Annotated in this window: 10 protein-coding genes; 5 read left to right on the top strand and 5 right to left on the bottom strand. The window is 70.0% G+C overall.

Annotated elements, in window-relative coordinates; translation table 11 throughout:
* Positions 1-131 precede the first annotated feature (131 nt).
* Positions 132-749 carry a TetR/AcrR family transcriptional regulator gene (locus tag ACZ5IK_RS10895; protein ID WP_465487530.1) on the bottom strand — a complete coding sequence of 206 codons (618 nt, stop codon included), beginning with the start codon at positions 747-749 and terminating at the stop codon, positions 132-134.
* A 31-nt stretch (positions 750-780) separates the two neighbouring features.
* Between ACZ5IK_RS10895 and ACZ5IK_RS10890 the strand changes: the two genes are divergently transcribed.
* The 5 genes from ACZ5IK_RS10890 to ACZ5IK_RS10870 all read left to right on the top strand — a co-directional run bounded on the left by ACZ5IK_RS10890 (position 781) and on the right by ACZ5IK_RS10870 (position 8,809).
* Complete coding sequence (locus ACZ5IK_RS10890) at positions 781-1,965, top strand: erythromycin esterase family protein (protein ID WP_465487529.1); 1,185 nt, start codon at positions 781-783, stop codon at positions 1,963-1,965.
* 61 nt (positions 1,966-2,026) lie between these two features.
* On the top strand, positions 2,027-2,926 hold the full coding sequence (locus ACZ5IK_RS10885) for a S8 family peptidase (RefSeq protein WP_465487528.1): 900 nt from the start codon (positions 2,027-2,029) through the stop codon (positions 2,924-2,926).
* A gap of 87 nt (positions 2,927-3,013) precedes the next feature.
* Positions 3,014-6,391 carry a pyruvate carboxylase gene (locus ACZ5IK_RS10880; protein ID WP_465487527.1) on the top strand — a complete coding sequence of 1,126 codons (3,378 nt, stop codon included), beginning with the start codon at positions 3,014-3,016 and terminating at the stop codon, positions 6,389-6,391.
* Between the two features lie 103 nt (positions 6,392-6,494).
* Entirely contained in the window at positions 6,495-7,289 is a 795-nt protein-coding gene (locus tag ACZ5IK_RS10875) for an arginase family protein (protein WP_465487526.1), read from the top strand.
* Between the two features lie 230 nt (positions 7,290-7,519).
* Entirely contained in the window at positions 7,520-8,809 is a 1,290-nt protein-coding gene (locus tag ACZ5IK_RS10870) for a PucR family transcriptional regulator (RefSeq protein WP_465487525.1), read from the top strand.
* 3 nt (positions 8,810-8,812) lie between these two features.
* Here the strand turns inward: ACZ5IK_RS10870 and ACZ5IK_RS10865 are convergent, their stop codons facing one another.
* The 4 genes from ACZ5IK_RS10865 to ACZ5IK_RS10850 are packed head-to-tail and all read right to left on the bottom strand — an operon-like array spanning position 8,813 to position 16,765.
* Positions 8,813-10,312, bottom strand: a complete 1,500-nt coding sequence (locus ACZ5IK_RS10865; protein WP_465487524.1) for an AbfB domain-containing protein — start codon at positions 10,310-10,312, stop codon at positions 8,813-8,815.
* A 14-nt stretch (positions 10,313-10,326) separates the two neighbouring features.
* The gene (locus ACZ5IK_RS10860; protein WP_465487523.1) at positions 10,327-12,390 is read right to left on the bottom strand and encodes an AbfB domain-containing protein; all 2,064 of its coding nucleotides are present in this window, start codon (positions 12,388-12,390) and stop codon (positions 10,327-10,329) included.
* Positions 12,375-12,935: a hypothetical protein gene (locus ACZ5IK_RS10855; protein WP_465487522.1), complete on the bottom strand. Its 561-nt coding sequence runs from the start codon at positions 12,933-12,935 to the stop codon at positions 12,375-12,377. Before ACZ5IK_RS10855 ends, ACZ5IK_RS10860 begins: the two co-directional genes overlap by 16 nt.
* A complete protein-coding gene (locus ACZ5IK_RS10850; RefSeq protein WP_465487521.1) occupies positions 12,932-16,765 on the bottom strand; it encodes a hypothetical protein in 3,834 nt (1,277 codons plus the stop codon). Before ACZ5IK_RS10850 ends, ACZ5IK_RS10855 begins: the two co-directional genes overlap by 4 nt.
* Between the last annotated feature and the right edge of the window lie 33 nt (positions 16,766-16,798).

Raw genomic sequence — 16,798 nt, 5'->3', positions numbered from 1 at the left:
CCTCTCTCGGCACGAAGACGCCAGTGTGGGCCCGGAAGTCATCCGCGGTTGAGGGTAAAAGTGTCCGCAGCCCGTGACCAACCCGCATCCAGAGGACTAAACGCGGTCGTCGGTACCCCGAACGATCGCAATCAGTCCTCTAAATGCGAGTTTGGGACGAAGGCGCCTTCCCGTGCGGCAAGGGCTACCGCTCGTGCGGTGACCCGCGCGTCCGCCACCGTGACGCCTTCCCGTGACAGGAACAACCGGTAGAACATCGGCCCGCACACCGCCCGCACCAGTTCGTCGCCGTCCGTGCCGGGAGGAACCTCGCCCCGCGCGACGGCCCGCTCCGCGATCGGCGCCATCCGGACATGCCGGTCCTGATAGAAGTCGTGCAGCGCCTCGGCGGCCTGCGGCGACTGGAAGGCCGCCAGCACCGACGCCGTCGGCAACTCCTTCAGCGCCGGTTCGGTGAAGTACCGCACGACCTCCGCCGCCACTTCGTGCAGATCGTCCTCGAGGGACCCGGTGTCGGGCGCCTTCCAGTCGTCCTCCGCGCCCATCTGCAGCGCGGCCGCGACGAGGCCGTCCGACGAGGACCAGCGCCGGTACACCGTCGTCTTGTGCACTCCGGACCGTTCCGCGACCGCGTCCACGGTCAGCTCGCTGAACCCGCGTTCGGCCAGCAGGTCGAGGGTGGCGTGCAGCACGGCCTGGCGGGTGCGCTCGGTCCGGCCGCCCGGCCGCTGGGTACCGGAGGTTGCCAATTGCTACTCCTGTTGCGTTAGTCTGGTCAGTATGTCAGACCCAGCGAAGATCGCCGAACTCATCGGGGACGCGAAGATCGTCGCCATCGGCGAGAACAACCACCATCTTCACGAGTTCGGAGATCTGCGCAAGCGTTTGCTCCAGCACCTCGTCGAGTGGCACGGCTTCCGGGTGGTCGGTTTCGAGTCCGGCTTCGCCGAAGGGAAGCTCGTCGACGACTGGCTGAAGGGCGCTCCCGGAGACGTCGCCGACATCGGCCGCGACGGCTTCACCTTCTCGCTCGGCGAGTCGCCCGAGGCGCACGAAATGCTGACCTGGCTCCGCGAGCGCGGTGACGTTCGCTACTTCGGCCTCGACGTGCCGAGTTCCGCGGGCTCGCCCGTGCCGTCGCTCGACGCGGTCCGCGCCTACCTGTCCACTGTGGACGAAGCTGCCGTGAGCCTGGTCGACGTGGCGATCGAGGCGACCAAGGGGTACGCATCGGTCAGCAGCGCGGAATCGCCCGCCAAGTACGCCGCCCTCGACGCCGCCGCGCGAGACAAGGCCACCGCGGCGCTCACCAGGCTCAAAGCACATCTCACCTCGTTGCGCCCGGTGTACGGGAACACCGAGGCGCAAGCCGTCGCGGAACACCACGCCGAAGGCGCGCTGCGCGTCGACACCTACCTCGCCGAGGTGGCCGCGATGATGTCCGGTGACGCGCCCGCCCTGCAGAGCGGTTCGCGGGACGCGTATCTGGCCGAGACCGTCCGCCTGATCCGGCGGCTCCACGGTGACGACACGAAGATCGTCCTGATGCTCCACAACGGACACTTGCAGCGTGTGCCGTTCTCGCCGTTCCCCGGGCTCACCTCGCCCTCCGCCGGAACACATCTCGCGGCCGAGTTCGGCGACGACTACTTCGCGCTGGCGCTCACCGCGGTCGGGGGCGAGACCACCGGCCTCAAGCCGGATCCGGCCGCACGGCTCGGTTTCACCGTGTACCGCCAAGAACTCGACGCGCCCGCGGACGGTAGCGTCGAAGCCGAAGGGCCCGGGCTGGTGGACCTCCGCGCCCGGCGCGGAACCGAGGGACCCCAGAGCATCCGTCACGCGCACCTGTTCAACGCCGTCGACGTCGTCAGCGCTTTCGACGCGCTGGTCTGCTTCCCGGAATCGACGGTCAGCGGCCACCTCCGACCAGCCCCAACCGATCGGGTGACGACCGGAGGTTGAGGTTGCCACCCGCGGGTGACAGGCGTAGGCCCGAGGGATGATCATTCGACTGGTAAGGGTCATGGCCGCGCTGCCCCTCGTGGTGTTGCTGGCGCAGCCCGCCTCCGCGACGGAAGTCCAGCAGAACCCGCCGAACTGGGGGCTGGACCGGATCGACCAGCGAACGGGCCTCGACCAGCTCTATCACTACGAGACCGACGCCAAGGACGTCACGGTCTACGTGATCGACAGCGGTGTCGACGCCGCCCATCCGGATTTCGGCGGCCGGGTGAAGCCCGGTAAGGACTTCCTCAACGGCGGCACGGACACCTCCGACACCAACGGTCACGGGACGTACCTGGCCGGGGTCGCCGCGTCGAGGACCTTCGGCGTCGCGAAGGCCGCGCAGATCGTCCCGGTCCGGGTGATCGACGCGCAGGGCGGCGGGTCGACCGACAAGATCATCGCGGGTATCGACTGGGTGACGCAGAACGCGAAACAGCCCGCGGTCGCCGTCCTCGGCATCGGCGGCGCGCCCAACGACCAGCTCGACACCGCCGTCCGCACGCTCGCGGCGGTCGTCCCGGTCGCCCTTCCGGCGGGCGGCGAGGCCACCGACGCGGGGCAGTTCTCACCCGGCAGGGTGACCGAAGCGCTCACCGTCGGCTCGACCGACGCCAGCGACCAGGTCGGATCCACCTCGAACCACGGCGAGGTCGTCGACCTGTTCGCCCCCGGCGTCGACGTGCCGGGACCCAACGCCGGGGGCAGCGGCGGCCGGGTGCTCAGCGGGACCTCGTCGGCCGCCGCGCACGTCGCCGGGGTCGCCGCGCTGTACCGGTCCCTGCATCCCGCGGTGTCGGCGGCGGACGTCGCGAAGGCGCTCGTCGACACCGCTTCGGTGGACGTCCTGACCGGTGTCCACGCGGGCACCGCGAACCGGTTGCTGCAGAGTCCGGGGGCGCAACTCAAGCAGGGATGACGTCCATCACCTGGGCGACAGCTCCCGCCCTGCGGGAACGGCAGGTAACGTGCCTCACCTACCGATCCGATGATGGGAAGGACCGGCATGTTCCGCAAGGTACTGGTCGCCAACCGGGGTGAGATCGCCATCCGCGCGTTCCGCGCCGGATTCGAGCTCGGCGCGGGCACGGTGGCTGTGTTCCCGCACGAAGACCGCAATTCGCTCCACCGGCTGAAGGCCGACGAGGCCTATGAGATCGGCGAACCCGGTCATCCGGTGCGGGCCTATCTGTCGGTCGAGGAAATCGTGGCGGCCGCCAAGAAGGCGGGCGCAGACGCCGTTTACCCCGGCTACGGCTTCCTCTCCGAGAACCCGGACCTCGCGCGCGCGTGCGAGGACGAAGGCATCACCTTCGTCGGGCCGAGCGCGGACATCCTCGAGCTGACCGGGAACAAGGCCCGCGCGGTCAAGGCCGCGCGCGAGGCCGGGGTGCCGGTGCTGGGCTCCTCCGAACCGTCCTCCGACATCGACGCGCTGATCGCCGCGGCCGAGGAGATCGGCTTCCCGGTCTTCGTGAAGGCCGTCGCCGGCGGTGGCGGGCGCGGTATGCGCCGTGTCCTGGAACCCGCTCAGCTGCGCGAGTCCATCGAGGCCGCCGCGCGCGAGGCCGAGTCGGCCTTCGGCGACCCGACGGTGTTCATCGAGAAGGCCGTCGTCGAGCCGCGCCACATCGAGGTCCAGATCCTCGCCGACGGCGAGGGCAACGTGATCCACCTCTACGAGCGCGACTGTTCGGTCCAGCGGCGGCACCAGAAGGTCATCGAGCTGGCGCCCGCGCCGAACCTGCCGTCCGAACTGCGGGACCGGATCTGCGCGGACGCGGTCAAGTTCGCGCGCCAGATCGGCTACCGCAACGCCGGTACCGTCGAGTTCCTGCTCGACAAGGACGGCAACCACGTCTTCATCGAGATGAACCCGCGGATCCAGGTCGAGCACACGGTGACCGAGGAGGTCACCGACGTCGACCTCGTCCAGTCGCAGCTGCGCATCGCCTCCGGCGAGACCCTCGACGACCTCGGTCTCTCACAGGACAAGGTGTACCTGCGCGGCGCGGCCCTGCAGTGCCGCATCACCACCGAGGATCCCGCCAACGGCTTCCGCCCGGACACCGGGATGATCAGCGCGTACCGCTCGCCCGGCGGTTCCGGCATCCGCCTCGACGGCGGGACCGCGTTCTCCGGCACCGAGATCAGCGCGCACTTCGACTCGCTGCTGGTGAAGCTCACCTGCCGCGGCCGCGACTTCACGACCGCCGTCGGCCGCGCGCGGCGCGCCGTCGCCGAGTTCCGGATCCGCGGCGTGGCCACGAACATCCCGTTCCTGCAGGCCGTCCTCGACGATCCGGACTTCCGCGAAGGCCGCGTCACGACGTCGTTCATCGAGGAGCGCCCGCATCTGCTCACCGCGCGCCACTCGGCCGACCGCGGGACCAGGCTGCTGACCTACCTCGCGGACAAGACGGTCAACAAACCGCACGGCGAGCGTCCGCGCACCCTCGAACCGCAGGTCAAGCTGCCCAAGCTGCCCAAGGACCTCGAACCCGCGCCCGGCTCGAAGCAGAAGCTCGACGAGCTCGGCCCGGACGGTTTCGCGCGCTGGCTGCGGGAGTCGCCGACCATCGGCGTCACCGATACCACCTTCCGCGACGCGCACCAATCGCTGCTCGCCACCCGCGTGCGGACGAAGGACCTGCTCGCCGTCGCGCCGGTCGTCGCGCGGACCACGCCGCAGCTGCTCTCGCTGGAGTGCTGGGGCGGCGCGACCTACGACGTCGCGTTGCGGTTCCTCGCCGAGGATCCCTGGGAGCGGCTGGCGAAGCTGCGGGAAGCGGTGCCGAACATCTGCCTCCAGATGCTGCTGCGCGGCCGCAACACCGTCGGCTACACGCCGTACCCCACCGAGGTGACCAACGCCTTCGTCGAGGAGGCGACGGCGACCGGGATCGACATCTTCCGGATCTTCGACGCGCTCAACGACGTCGAGCAGATGCGACCGGCGATCGAAGCCGTCCGCGAGACCGGTTCCGCGGTCGCCGAGGTGGCGCTCTGCTACACCTCGGACCTGTCGAACCCGGCCGAGAAGCTGTACACACTGGACTACTACCTCAAGCTGGCGGAGCAGATCGTCGGCGCGGGGGCGCACGTCCTGGCCATCAAGGACATGGCGGGCCTGCTGCGGGCGCCGGCGGCGGTGCGGCTGGTGACCGCGCTGCGCAAGGAGTTCGACCTCCCGGTGCACATCCACACGCATGACACCGCGGGTGGCCAGCTGGCCACGTACCTGGCCGCGATCCAGGCGGGCGCGGACGCGGTCGACGGTGCCGTCGCGTCCATGGCGGGCACGACCTCGCAGCCTTCGCTTTCCGCGCTGGTCGCCGCCACCGACCACTCGGACCGGCCGACCGGGCTGGACCTGCAGGCCATCGGCGATCTGGAGCCGTACTGGGAGAGCGTGCGCAAGATCTACGCGCCGTTCGAGGCCGGTCTCGCTTCGCCGACCGGACGCGTGTACCACCACGAGATCCCCGGCGGTCAGCTGTCGAACCTGCGCACGCAGGCGATCGCGCTCGGCCTCGGCGAGCGGTTCGAGGACATCGAGGCGATGTACGCGGCCGCGGACCGGATCCTCGGGCACCTGGTGAAGGTCACGCCTTCGTCCAAAGTGGTCGGTGACCTCGCGCTGCACCTCGTCGGCGCCGGTGTCTCGCCGGAGGACTTCGAGGCGGAGCCGAACAAGTTCGACATCCCCGACTCGGTGATCGGCTTCCTGCGCGGCGAGCTGGGCGACCCGCCCGGCGGCTGGCCGGAGCCGTTCCGCACCAAGGCCCTCGAAGGCCGCGCGAAGCCGAAGCCGGTGCAGGAACTGTCCGAAGAGGACCGCAAGGGGCTGGCCGAGAACCGGCGCCAGACGCTGAACCGGCTGCTGTTCCCCGGGCCCACGAAGGACTTCGAGGCGCACCGCGAGCAGTACGGTGACACTTCGGTCCTGCCGTCCAAGGACTTCTTCTACGGGCTGCGCCCGGGCGAGGAGTACTCGGTCGACCTGGAGCAGGGTGTCCGGCTGCTGATCGAGCTGGAGGCCATCGGCGAGGCCGACGAGCGCGGCCTGCGCACGGTGATGTCCACGCTCAACGGCCAGCTGCGCCCGATCCAGGTCCGCGACACCTCGATCGCGTCGGACATCCCGGCGACGGAGAAGGCCGACAAGGGCGACCCGAAGCAGATCGCCGCGCCGTTCGCGGGCGTCGTCACGCTGCAGGTGTCCGAGGGCGACGAGGTCGAGGCCGGTGCGACGGTCGCGACCATCGAGGCGATGAAGATGGAGGCGTCGATCACCGCGTCCGCCGGTGGCAAGGTGTCGCGGCGCGCGATCAACGCCGTCCAGCAGGTCGAAGGCGGGGACCTGCTGCTCGTCCTGGAGTGAGTGACGTGAGCTGAAGGGGCCCTTCACCGCATGCGACGCGGTGAAGGGCCCCTTCGTCGCGTCTTATGCGGTGAAAGGCCCCTTCAGCCACTAACGTGGTCCGGTGCTGATCAACGCCGTACCCCAGTTTCAAGGCGCGCTGACCAAGCGTGCGCCGGAGTTGCCCGAAGGCTGCGTCGCGCTCGCCGAGCTTGCCGGTCACGTGCTGGGCGTGCCGGTGCACCACATCCGGCAGACCCGCGAGACCTCGCCCGTGGTCGACGGTGTCGCCAACCGCGAAATCCTCATCGGCGAGAACCGCGCCGCGCAGCTCGCCGCGCTGGAGGCGCCGGGCGGGCCGGTACTCACCATCGGCGGTGACTGCGGTGTCGAACTCGTCCCGATCGGGGTCGCGCGCTATCGCTTCGGCCCCGGCCTCGGCGTCGCCTGGTTCGACGCGCACGCGGATCTCAACACCGCGGAGACGTCGCCCTCGGGCGCGTTCCACGGCATGGTGCTGCGCTCGCTGCTCGGCGAGGGCGACCCGGACTTCGCCGCGAACCCGCCGGTGGAACCCGGCCGTGTCGTGCTCGCCGGGACCCGGGTCTTCGACGACGCCGAGCGGGCCGTGGTCGACCGCGGGCTCGTCGTCGAATCCGCCGACCTCGCCGCCGGGCTGGCCGGCGCGGACAAGGTGTACGTCCATCTCGATCTCGACGTGCTCGACCCGGGGGAGTTCGACGGCCTGAACTACCCGGAGCCGGGTGGCTTGACGATCGAGCGTCTGGTGGCGATGCTTCGCGGGCTGAGCGGCTTCGAGGTCGTCGGCGCCGGGATCACCGAATGCGTGGGCACCGAGGTGCGCGTGCTCGAACCCGTGCTCGAAGCACTCGGGGAATTGCTCACCCCCACGCGGTGACGCTCCGTCACGGCGTTCTCACCTTCGGCCGTTCGTACGTACCACGCGAGGCGTTTGCCGGGCACTTGTCATCAAAATTCAGGGGCGACCCGTGATTTTGTCACGACGGTGACAAGAAATCGGTTTCTTCTGCGGAAGGTGACACATTCACGAGCGAGTTTGCGATGTGTTCGTTGTCACCCCACGACGATTGTGGGGTGCCGGACGCTGGGCGGAGCAAAGGAGCTGCGATGACGTTGGAGCGCGGAATCGAACACGCTGCGCCGCATCCCGCAGCCTTGCCGCGCAAGCTCGCCGACATTTTGCGGCCGGAGCTGGGCAGTCTCGCCAACGAGATCGTCGACGAGATCCGGGCGACCATCCCCGCGTACGCGCGCCCGCTCGACGGGCCCTACGGCAAGTCGATCCGCGCGGGCGTCGAGTACGCGATCACGCTGTTCGTCGCCCAGATCGCCGATCCCACCGTCTCCAAAGAACAGTCGCATGAGGTCCACCACCGGCTCGGGCAGAACGAGATGCGGGAAGGCCGCAGCCTCGACACCCTCCAGTCGGCCTACCGGGTCGGCGCGCGCGTCTCCTGGCGGCGCATCATGCGCGTCGGCCGCCGCAGCGGGCTCTCGTCCGCGGTGATGTCGCAACTGGCCGACGCCATGCTCGCGTTCATGGACGAACTCGCGTCCGTCGCGCTGGACGGCTACCTCGAAGCGAAGGCGCGCACCGCGGGTGCCTTGGACACCTGGCGCCGCAAGCTGCTGCACCTGGTGCTGGAAACCCCGCCCGCGCCGTCGAAGGCGATCGCGGAACTCGCGCAGCTGACCGGCTGGACGGTGCCCGAACGCGCGACGCCGGTGGTGCTTCTCCCGATCGACGACACCGTCAGACCGCGGCGGCACAACGCGGTGGATTCGGACGTCCTGGCCGAACTCGACTGCGCTGAGCCGCGTCTGCTGGTCCCCGGCGAGATCTCCGGCGCCCGGCTGGCCACCCTGCAGGCCGCGCTGCCGGACTACCGGCTGTCGATCGGCCCGTGCCGTCCGCTGGACTCCGTCGCCGATTCCCTGCGCTGGGCCCGCGACGCGCTGCACCTCTCCGAACGCGGGATCATCCAGGCCCGCCGCGTGATCCGCGCCGAAGAACACCTCGCCACCCTGCTCGTGAACGCCGACGCCGCGCTGACCTGCCAGCTGCGCGACCGGCTGTTCGCCCCGCTCGCCGAGATGACCGGGAAGCAGCAGGAACGGCTGCTCGAAACCCTCCGCGCCTGGCTCGACAGCCAGGGCAACGTCGTCGACATCGCCGAACGCCTCCAGGTCCACCCGCAGACCGTCCGGTACCGCATGCGGCAGCTGCAGGCGACCTTCGGCGCGCATCTGCGCGACCCGGGGGCGCGGTTCGAAATGGAACTCGCGCTGCGGGCCGGGCTCGGCCAGGCCGACCAGCGAACGGCTACCGACCACGCGATCCCGGAGGTGCTTCCGGTGCCGCGTCGCAGTCCACAGTGGACTCCGAGCGGGTCTTAGCGTTCACGACCCCGGGTAAGGAGCGCTCGCCTGCCAGACGATGTCGGTGGCGTACCCGGTGGCCGTGTCGTGCGGCTGCTGCCCGCTCCCGTTCGCCGCCCAGACGTGGTTCTGGAACTGTCGCAGGAACCTGCCGCGCAGCGTGAACGACTCCAGCGTGGCGGTGGTCCCGGTGGTTCCCGCCTTCGTGCACCATGTCGCGTCGGAACGAAACTGGTCGGTCCCGTCGGACGGCGCGATGACCACCCGCTGCCCGGACTGGCGCAGATAGTGTTCCGGGAACCGGACTGATTCGAACGAATGGCAGTTCACATCGGCTTTGCCGGGTACGACCCGCCACGTCGCGTCGGCGCCGTCGCCGCCGGAGACCCCCGCGGCCACCACGGCGTCACCGGAACCGCGCAGATACCGGTCGCCCGAGAACCGCAGGGACTGCGTCAGCACGGCGTCCTCGTATTGCCCGACGCGAAGGAACAGTTCGACGTCGTCGTAGGTCCCCGCGAGTGCCGCGTTCGCCGCTGTCACCAGAGCCGGATGCACCCGGCTCTGGTCGGCCCTGGTCTTGAGCTCGAAGGCGAGACGCCGGTCGGCCTCGCCCTTCTTCTTGAGCCATGCCTGCCAGTCCTTGAAATTCGCCTGGTGGATCCCGGTGCCGATGTAGGCGACCAGGTCGGCGGGATTCGGGCTGCGCAGCGCCCGTTCGGCCGCGGCGCGGACCTCGCTGCTCGGCTTGGCCCGGTCCCACAGGTCCATGACGAAGTTGACGTCGGGTTCGACCAGGTGGCCTTCGGTGGCGACGAGCGCCACGACCGCCGCCGCCCGGATCCGGGCGTCCCGGGCGTTGCGCCTGGCCTTCTCCTCGGCGTCGGCCTGCTGGTCGGCCTCGACAATCGCCTTCTGGTCCGCTTCACGGGCGGCGAAGATGCCGGTGAGGATGAAGGCCTTCAGGTCGGCGGGTGAACCGTTGTACGCCGCCAGCGCCGCTTCCTTGAGCAGTGGGCCCGAGGCTTGCTGCCACATGGCGAAGACGAAGTCCTTGTCGCTCTGGATGAGCAGTTCGACCGGGGCGACGATCCCGTTGACACGTGCGGCGCGGTCCTTGTTCTCACGTGCGGCCCTCGCCGCCGCGTCGCTTTGCAGCTTGTGCGCCTGGTCCCGGGCGTTCGCCTCGTGGACGCCGGTTTTGATCCACTGTGTCCATTCCGATTCCACGCCGGCGTAGGCGAGTTCGGCCGACGCCCGGACTTCGGTACCGGACGCGCGTTGCCACAGCGCGAAGACGAAGTTCCGGTCGGTCAGGATGAGCAGCTCCGGAGAAGCGACGACACCGATCTCCTGCGCGGCGCGGACCTTGTCGTCCTGAGTGGCGGGCCGGGGTGGATCGGCCGTGACAGCGGCCGTCACGACCGGTTCGGCCACCGCCGGGGTGACCCCGGCGAGCAGGGCCAGTACGGCGGCGGGCACGAGGCCGCACAAGGCGAGCGTTCTTCTTCTTGCGTCCATTGTGGAGTTTCCTGTCAGCTCGTCGCGAGGTGGACGGTGGCGATCTGCGTGGCGGTGTCGTAGTCGATTCGGCCATGCTCGAACGTGCTCCGGCGCCCGCCGGGGATGGCGGTTTCGTCACCGGTCGGGTAGCCCAGCGCGGATTTCTCCGAGCCGATCGACTGCCACTTCGCCCGGATCGCGCCGCGGACGACGTGGGTGCCCGCCCGGTCGATCGAATAGATCGAAGCCCCGCCCGCGAAATGTGCGAACCGCCCCAGTTTGTCCGCGGTGCAGGCGTCGTCGGTGGACGGGGCGCCCAGTTCGGCGTGCCCACCGAGCAAGAGGTAGGTCGCGAGGATTTCCGGTGCGGGACAAGCGGTCCCACGTCCGACGGTCAGGGTGTGCACACCGGTCGCCCTGGTCCAGTAGGACCGGAACGCCCAGTACGAAGGTGCTCCGCGGCGCTGGAAGTCGCGGTACCGCACCCCCGCGTCGATCTGCTCCCCCCGGACGGGCGAGACCATGAGTTCGGTGTACGGGTCGTAGTCCGGTAGATACTTGTTGAGCCAGTTCACCGTGATCTCGGTGGAGTCCGGCTCCGGATCGGTGACCCACCAGTAGAACTCGGATCCCACCCCGGCCCTGCCGTCAGCCTGCCTGGTCAGGAAGTCCGCGCCACCGCGCAGGGTCACCCCGGCGCCGGGAAGGATGTTGTCGACGCACCAGGTGGCGTTCCAGTCGTATTCGACGGTCCCGCTCGCCGGTCGCACACCGATCTGGATCTTCGTCCCGTCGTAGTAGCGCGCCAGGTAGTGGTTGGGCTTGGTCACCGATTCGAGCGACCGGCATTCCGGGTCGGCCAGGCCGGGGACGATCCGCCAGGTGGCGTCGATCCCGTCACCCGCGGCGGGTTCCGCCGCACCGGGGTTGACCACCACACCGGACGTGGTGTCCCGCAGGTACTGCCCCGCGATGTTCCCGTTGAGCGCGGACCGGCTGAACGACTGCGTCGACGCGTCGAACCGGCCCTGGTCGAGGAAGGCGAGGACGTCTTCGACCCCGCCCGCCAGTGCCTTCGCCGCGGCATGGGCGAGTCTCGGCTGGATGCCCGCCCGGACGGCCTCCGTCCGGATCTGCTCGACGAGTTCGCGGTCGGCTTGGGCCTTCTGTGCGAGGACGGCGTCGATGTCGCGCCGGTTCGCGTCGTAGACCCCGACGTCGATGAACCGTTTCCAGTCCGCCCGGTCCCGGCTGCGCAAGGCCTTGACGGCCGCGGTCTCCACCTGGCTGTCCGGCCGCGCGTTGTCGGCGATCACGCGGAGGACGTCGTCGTCCGGCAGGGTCACGATGGCGGGAGTCGGCGGCACCTTCACCACGGAGACCGCCCGGCCTCGCGCGGCTTCGGCGGCCAGCCGGATCCGTTTCGCCTCATCCGCCTGTGCGTCGGCGTCGATGGCGTCTTGCTGGTCCTGTGCGTGCGCCAGCCGGATCCCGTTGGCGATGAACTCCTTCTGCGCGGGCGCGGGCGCGCCGAAAGCCACCAGGGCGGCGGCCTTCACCTTCGGGCCGGTCGACCGCTGGGTGATCACGTGGATGAAATCGCGATCGTTGCGCACGAAGAGCTCTTCGTCGGGCGGGATGCCGAGGATGAGGGCGGCGGCTTCCTTGGCCTCCCTGGCGACCCGTGCCGCGTCGGTGTCCCGCAACCGCTGCTCCTGGTCCCTGGTGTTCGCCGCGAGCACGCCGTTCTTGATCCACTCGGTACAGGCCAGAACGGTTCCGGCGAAGGCGAGTTCCGCCGACGCGCGCACTTCGGTGCCGGTGGAGGCGCGCCAGAGCGCGATCACGAACTCGCGTTCGCCGAGGGCCATCATCGCGTCGGTCGGCACGATCCCGAGTGTCCTGGCCGCACGCAGCTTCTCCGATTCGGAGGAGACCGGCGGCGTGACCGCCTGTCCCGCCGCCGCCGTCACCGGTGCGGCCTCGGCGGTCCCGGCCGGGACCGTCAGGACGGCGGCCACGCTGATGGCCGCGACGACGAAGGCCGTCCGTGCGCCGACGGGTCTCCGGATCCGGGCTCTCACAGCGTTTTCCATTGCTCGTAGCGCTCCTTTTCCGCGGACGGGGGCAAGAGGTGGTCGATCCGCCGGAGGTGCCAGAGCAGGCTCAGCCGTCCGACGATCGCGCCGGCTTCAGGTCCCGGCGACGGACCCGCCAGGAGTTCGCGTGCCGTTTCGACCGGCGGCGAGTCGTGCAGGAACTCGTGGAGGAGCCGCATCGGGTCGAGGAGAGCGATGTCCGTCCTGGGACCGATGGCGAGGATCAGTGTCGTGGACAGATGGAACCTGTTCGCTGTCGCGGAACGCCTGCTGTAACCGCCGTAGGGCATCAGCCAGGAAAAGAACGTCTCGGCGATCTCGGCGCAGTGCCGCAACCGATCGTCGGTGAGTTCCCGGCAGTGCTTGATGAACCCGCCCCGGAAGTCCTCGTCGATCAACACCCAGGGGGCCTCCAGCAGGTCGATCGGATTCGCCTTCGCCAGCCGCGCGGGATCGACGGCCGCCAGCCTGTCGGTCAGCTCCTCGAAGGTCATCCACCTGGCCTCCGAGAACGTCGGTAGTACCGTCTGGTTTTCGCTCATGGGATGAAGTACCCCAACGCTTCGAAGGCTTCCTTGCCGATTTGGTAGTAGCCCCGGTACCGGGAACCGCTCCGCGGCGGATCGTAGTGGCCGCTGTGGAGGTTGAAGTCGGAGATGATCAGGGTCGTACCGTTGTAGTGGACCGTCATCTCACCGACGGATCGGACATCGGCGCCGCCGCTGAGCACAGGGTGCTTGATTTCGGTGTCCTGGACGTACTTCGGGATCACGACGAGTCTGCCGTCGGTCAGGACCGCCCACTTCAGCTGACTGTGGTCCCTGACCAGCGCCAGGAAGTCGGCAGTGCCGACCGCGACCGGGGCGACGTTGAGCAGCCTGGCGATCAGGAGTTCGTCCGCCAGGTCTTCGGGACGCAGGTTCTTGAGTGGGAAGCAGAACACGCTCGACGCGGCGGCGGATACGTCCGAGGTGGAGACGAACCCGGCGGCGCCCGCGCCGTTCCGTTGTGCGACCCGGCTGGTCGCCCGGCAGACCCGGCGGATCTTGTCGAGCACGCTCAGCACCTTGGCGCCGATCTTGCGGATCAGTTCGGCTTTGGCGAGGTACTTGCCGATGTTCACGACCACCGCGCCGATGGCCTTGACGATCGCCTTGCCCTTGATGAAGGGCAGTACCAGGCCGACGACGTTCACGACGGTCCAGAGGCAGGCTTCGATGTTGCCCGAACCGAAACAGCGCTTGAGGTCGGGGATCCCGATGAACTCGAGCAGGACTTCGCCACCGACCTCGAACAGGAAGCTGGTGACGTCGTCACCGTTCATGCAGCCCTGCTGGGCGGCGCGGTACTCGCCGAGAGCGGCGGCGCTCTGGTCGTCACCCATCAGGTCGTCGATGTCCTCGACCGTGAGCCCCGGCAGACAGCCCGCGAGCACCATGGCTTCGGTCTGGCGGCGTTCCGCCTCGCGCTGGCGATCGGCCGCTTCGGACTGTTCCACCGCGTGTTGCGCGTCCGCTGCCGCCTCCCGGGCCCTGGCTGCGGCGGCCGAGGTGTTCTGCGCGTGGATCCTGGCGCGTTCCGCCGCGTCCGCGGCGGCTTGAGCGTCGATGCGGGCTCTTTCCGCTGCCGCCCTGGCCTTGGTCGCGTCCGCCTCGGCTTGGGAGGCGGCACCCCGGGCCGCCTCGGCGTGCCCTTCCGCGGTGTCGGCGGCCAGCCCGGCGATAGCCGCGTCCTGCGCGGCTTCGTTCGCGGCGTTCCTCGCTTCGACGGCGTTGGCGTGCGCGCGGGCATCGGCGGAATTCGCCTGGCTCGCGTTCGACCGGGCGCTGCTCGCCCAACCGTGCGCGGCTTGGGCCGCGCGTTGTGCCTTCGCCGCCGAGACCGCGGTCTCGTGGGCCGACTTCGCGGCGTCCGCCGATGCCTGGAACGCCGCCTTCGCGTCGGCGGCCGCCTGATCCGCCGCTTGCTGTGCCTGGGTGGCGGCGGTCTGCGCCTCGGCCGCCCTGGCTTCCGCGGCCCGCGACTGCTCCTCCCCGACGGCTTGGGACTGCCGGGCCACCTCGGTCACGAAGTCGGCGTCCAGATCGGTGCCGGTGAACGGGGCGACCACGATGATCGCGGTGTTCGCCGGATCGGTGATCGCCGCCGCCGAAGCCCGTGCGGCCACCGAGGCCCGGCTCGCCAATCCCGCCTGCGTCGCCGCTGAATCGGCTTCGCCTTGGGCTTCGTCGGCGTTCCTTTGCGCGTTCACCGCGCTGACGGCCGCGACCCGGGCCCGTTCCACCGCTTCCGCGGCCTGCGCGCCCGCGGTCCGCGCGTTCGCCGCCGCCTGGACCTCGGCCGAGGTCGCGGTGGCGGCCGCGGCGTTCGCCTGCATCGCCGAGTTGTGCACGCCCGCGGCGGTCGCCTCGGTCTGCGACGCCGCGAGATCGGCGTTGGCGGCGTGTTCGGCCGCTTCTTCCGCCGCCGCACGGGACGCGGCCGCGGCGGCGGTCGCCTTGGTCGCCGCTTCCCTGGCGCGTGCCGCGGCCGCCGTGGCCAAGTTCGCCGCGCCTTGGGCCGCGTCGGCCGCACTCGCCGCGTCGTCGGCGTCTCGTCTGGCTTCCTGAGCCGCGGCCCAGGCCGGTGCCTCCTGCGCCGTGCCGCGTGCGGCCGCGGCGGACGCTTCCAGCGCCTGTGCCCGCGCCTCGGCCGTATTGGCATCGCGTTTGGCGGCCCAGGCTCGATCCCGGGCGATCGCGGCCTTCCGCTCTTCTCCTTCGGCGGTCCTCTCGCAGCCGCGGGCGATGCCTTCTTGGGTCTCGGCTCGGTGCCGCGCGTCGGTGGCGGCTCGCTGGAAGGCTTCCGCACGTCCTCGCTGTTCCCGCGCCTCGGCCGCCGCTTCGTCCGCGTCCCGGCGATAGCTCGCGGCCTTGTCACGCTCCAGTTCGGCGGTCTGCCTGGACGCCTTGGCCTTGTCCCGTTCGCGTTTGGCGGTTTCGAGGGTGGCCTGGGTCTCCCATTCGCCCGCCCACGCGGCCTCGACCGCGCGAATGGAATCGTCGAGGGCCGCTCTCGCCCGGACGGCCGCGTCTTCGGCCGCCTTCACCTGATCCTTCGCCGCGGCCGACAGTGACGCGGCGGCGCGAGCGTTCTCTTCGGCTAGCAGACGCCAGCGGCGGGCCTCTTCCGCGCGGGCCGTGGCCTTCGCCTGATCGCCGATCGCGGCGTCGGTGGCCATGGTCGCGTCGATCGTGTGCCGCACGGTCTCGATCGCCGACACCGCGGCTTGGGCCGCGGAAGCCATGCCCTGAGCCATTTTCGCCCAGTCGGCGCCATAGGGGAGGCCGGTCTCGACCAGGATGTCCGCTTCCGCGGTCGCCGCGACGGCCGCGGCCCGTGCTTCGCCGGTGGCCTGTTGCGCGAAGTCGAACTGCCGGGCCGCTTCCTGCTTCACCAGGCTGAACGATCCGGGGGAGTGGTTCCCGCTCGCGTTGTTGGCCGCGAGGATCTGCGCGGCCTGACGGCCCGCCGTCGCCGCCGAAGTCATCGCGTTGGCCGCCCGCTGGAGTGACCGGACGCCCCGGCCGTGCGCGACGACGAGATTCCGTCTCGCCTGTGATGCCCTGGCCGCGCGCTTCGCCAGATCACTGGCCTGTTCGGCGGCTTTGGTCCGCTCTTCGAGCTCCTTCAGGTGCTGCTCGTTCGCGGCGGCGTCCCGTTTCGCCGCTTCGAGGTAGCCGCCGTTGAGGAAGGTCGCGATCGCCGCGTCCCCGGCGTCGAGCGCGGCTTGGGCGGCGCGCTGTACCTCCGGTCCGGCGACCCGGACCAGAACCGTCACCCGGGTGCGGAGCTCGTCGGCCCTGGCCTGGGTGGCTTGCCGGGCACGCTCGTCCCGGTCGGCGGCGATCGTCCTGCCGTAGTCGAGGAAGGCCGCGCGGTCGGAGTCCGAACCGGCGAGGACCCGTTCCACTTCGGCGTTGAAGATCGGCCCGCCGGTACCTCGCAGATCGAGGACCTTCTCACGGTTCACCCTCGCGGTCTCGTCCCGGCGTGCCTGCGCGCGTGCCTGCGCGTCCGGTTCACCGACGTCGAAGAACTCGAAGAGCGCGTCGTCCGTCCCGAGCGCCAGCGCGGCCTCTGCTGCTTCGCGGACTTCGGGCTCTTCGGAGTACTGGGCGATATCGGAGACGAGCTTCCAATATCGGGGATCGACGGGCTCACCGAGCCCGCTTTCGCCGTCCCAGCCCGGATAGTCCTTCGCCGGGATCGGACGGCCGGCGGGTGGCGGATCTGCGGCCACCGCGGCGAGAGCGGGTGTCGACGTCCCCGCCACGGTGACGGTGAGGACGAGCAGGAGCAGGAGTGCCCGGTACGCGAACGTCCGCAGCATGCGGAACCTCCGGAAAGTCGGAGTGCGGGAGAG

Source organism: Amycolatopsis sp. NPDC031561 (assembly GCF_055580625.1).
The sequence above is the reverse complement of the archived record's forward strand: the minus strand, read 5'-3'. Positions and strand labels throughout refer to the sequence as shown.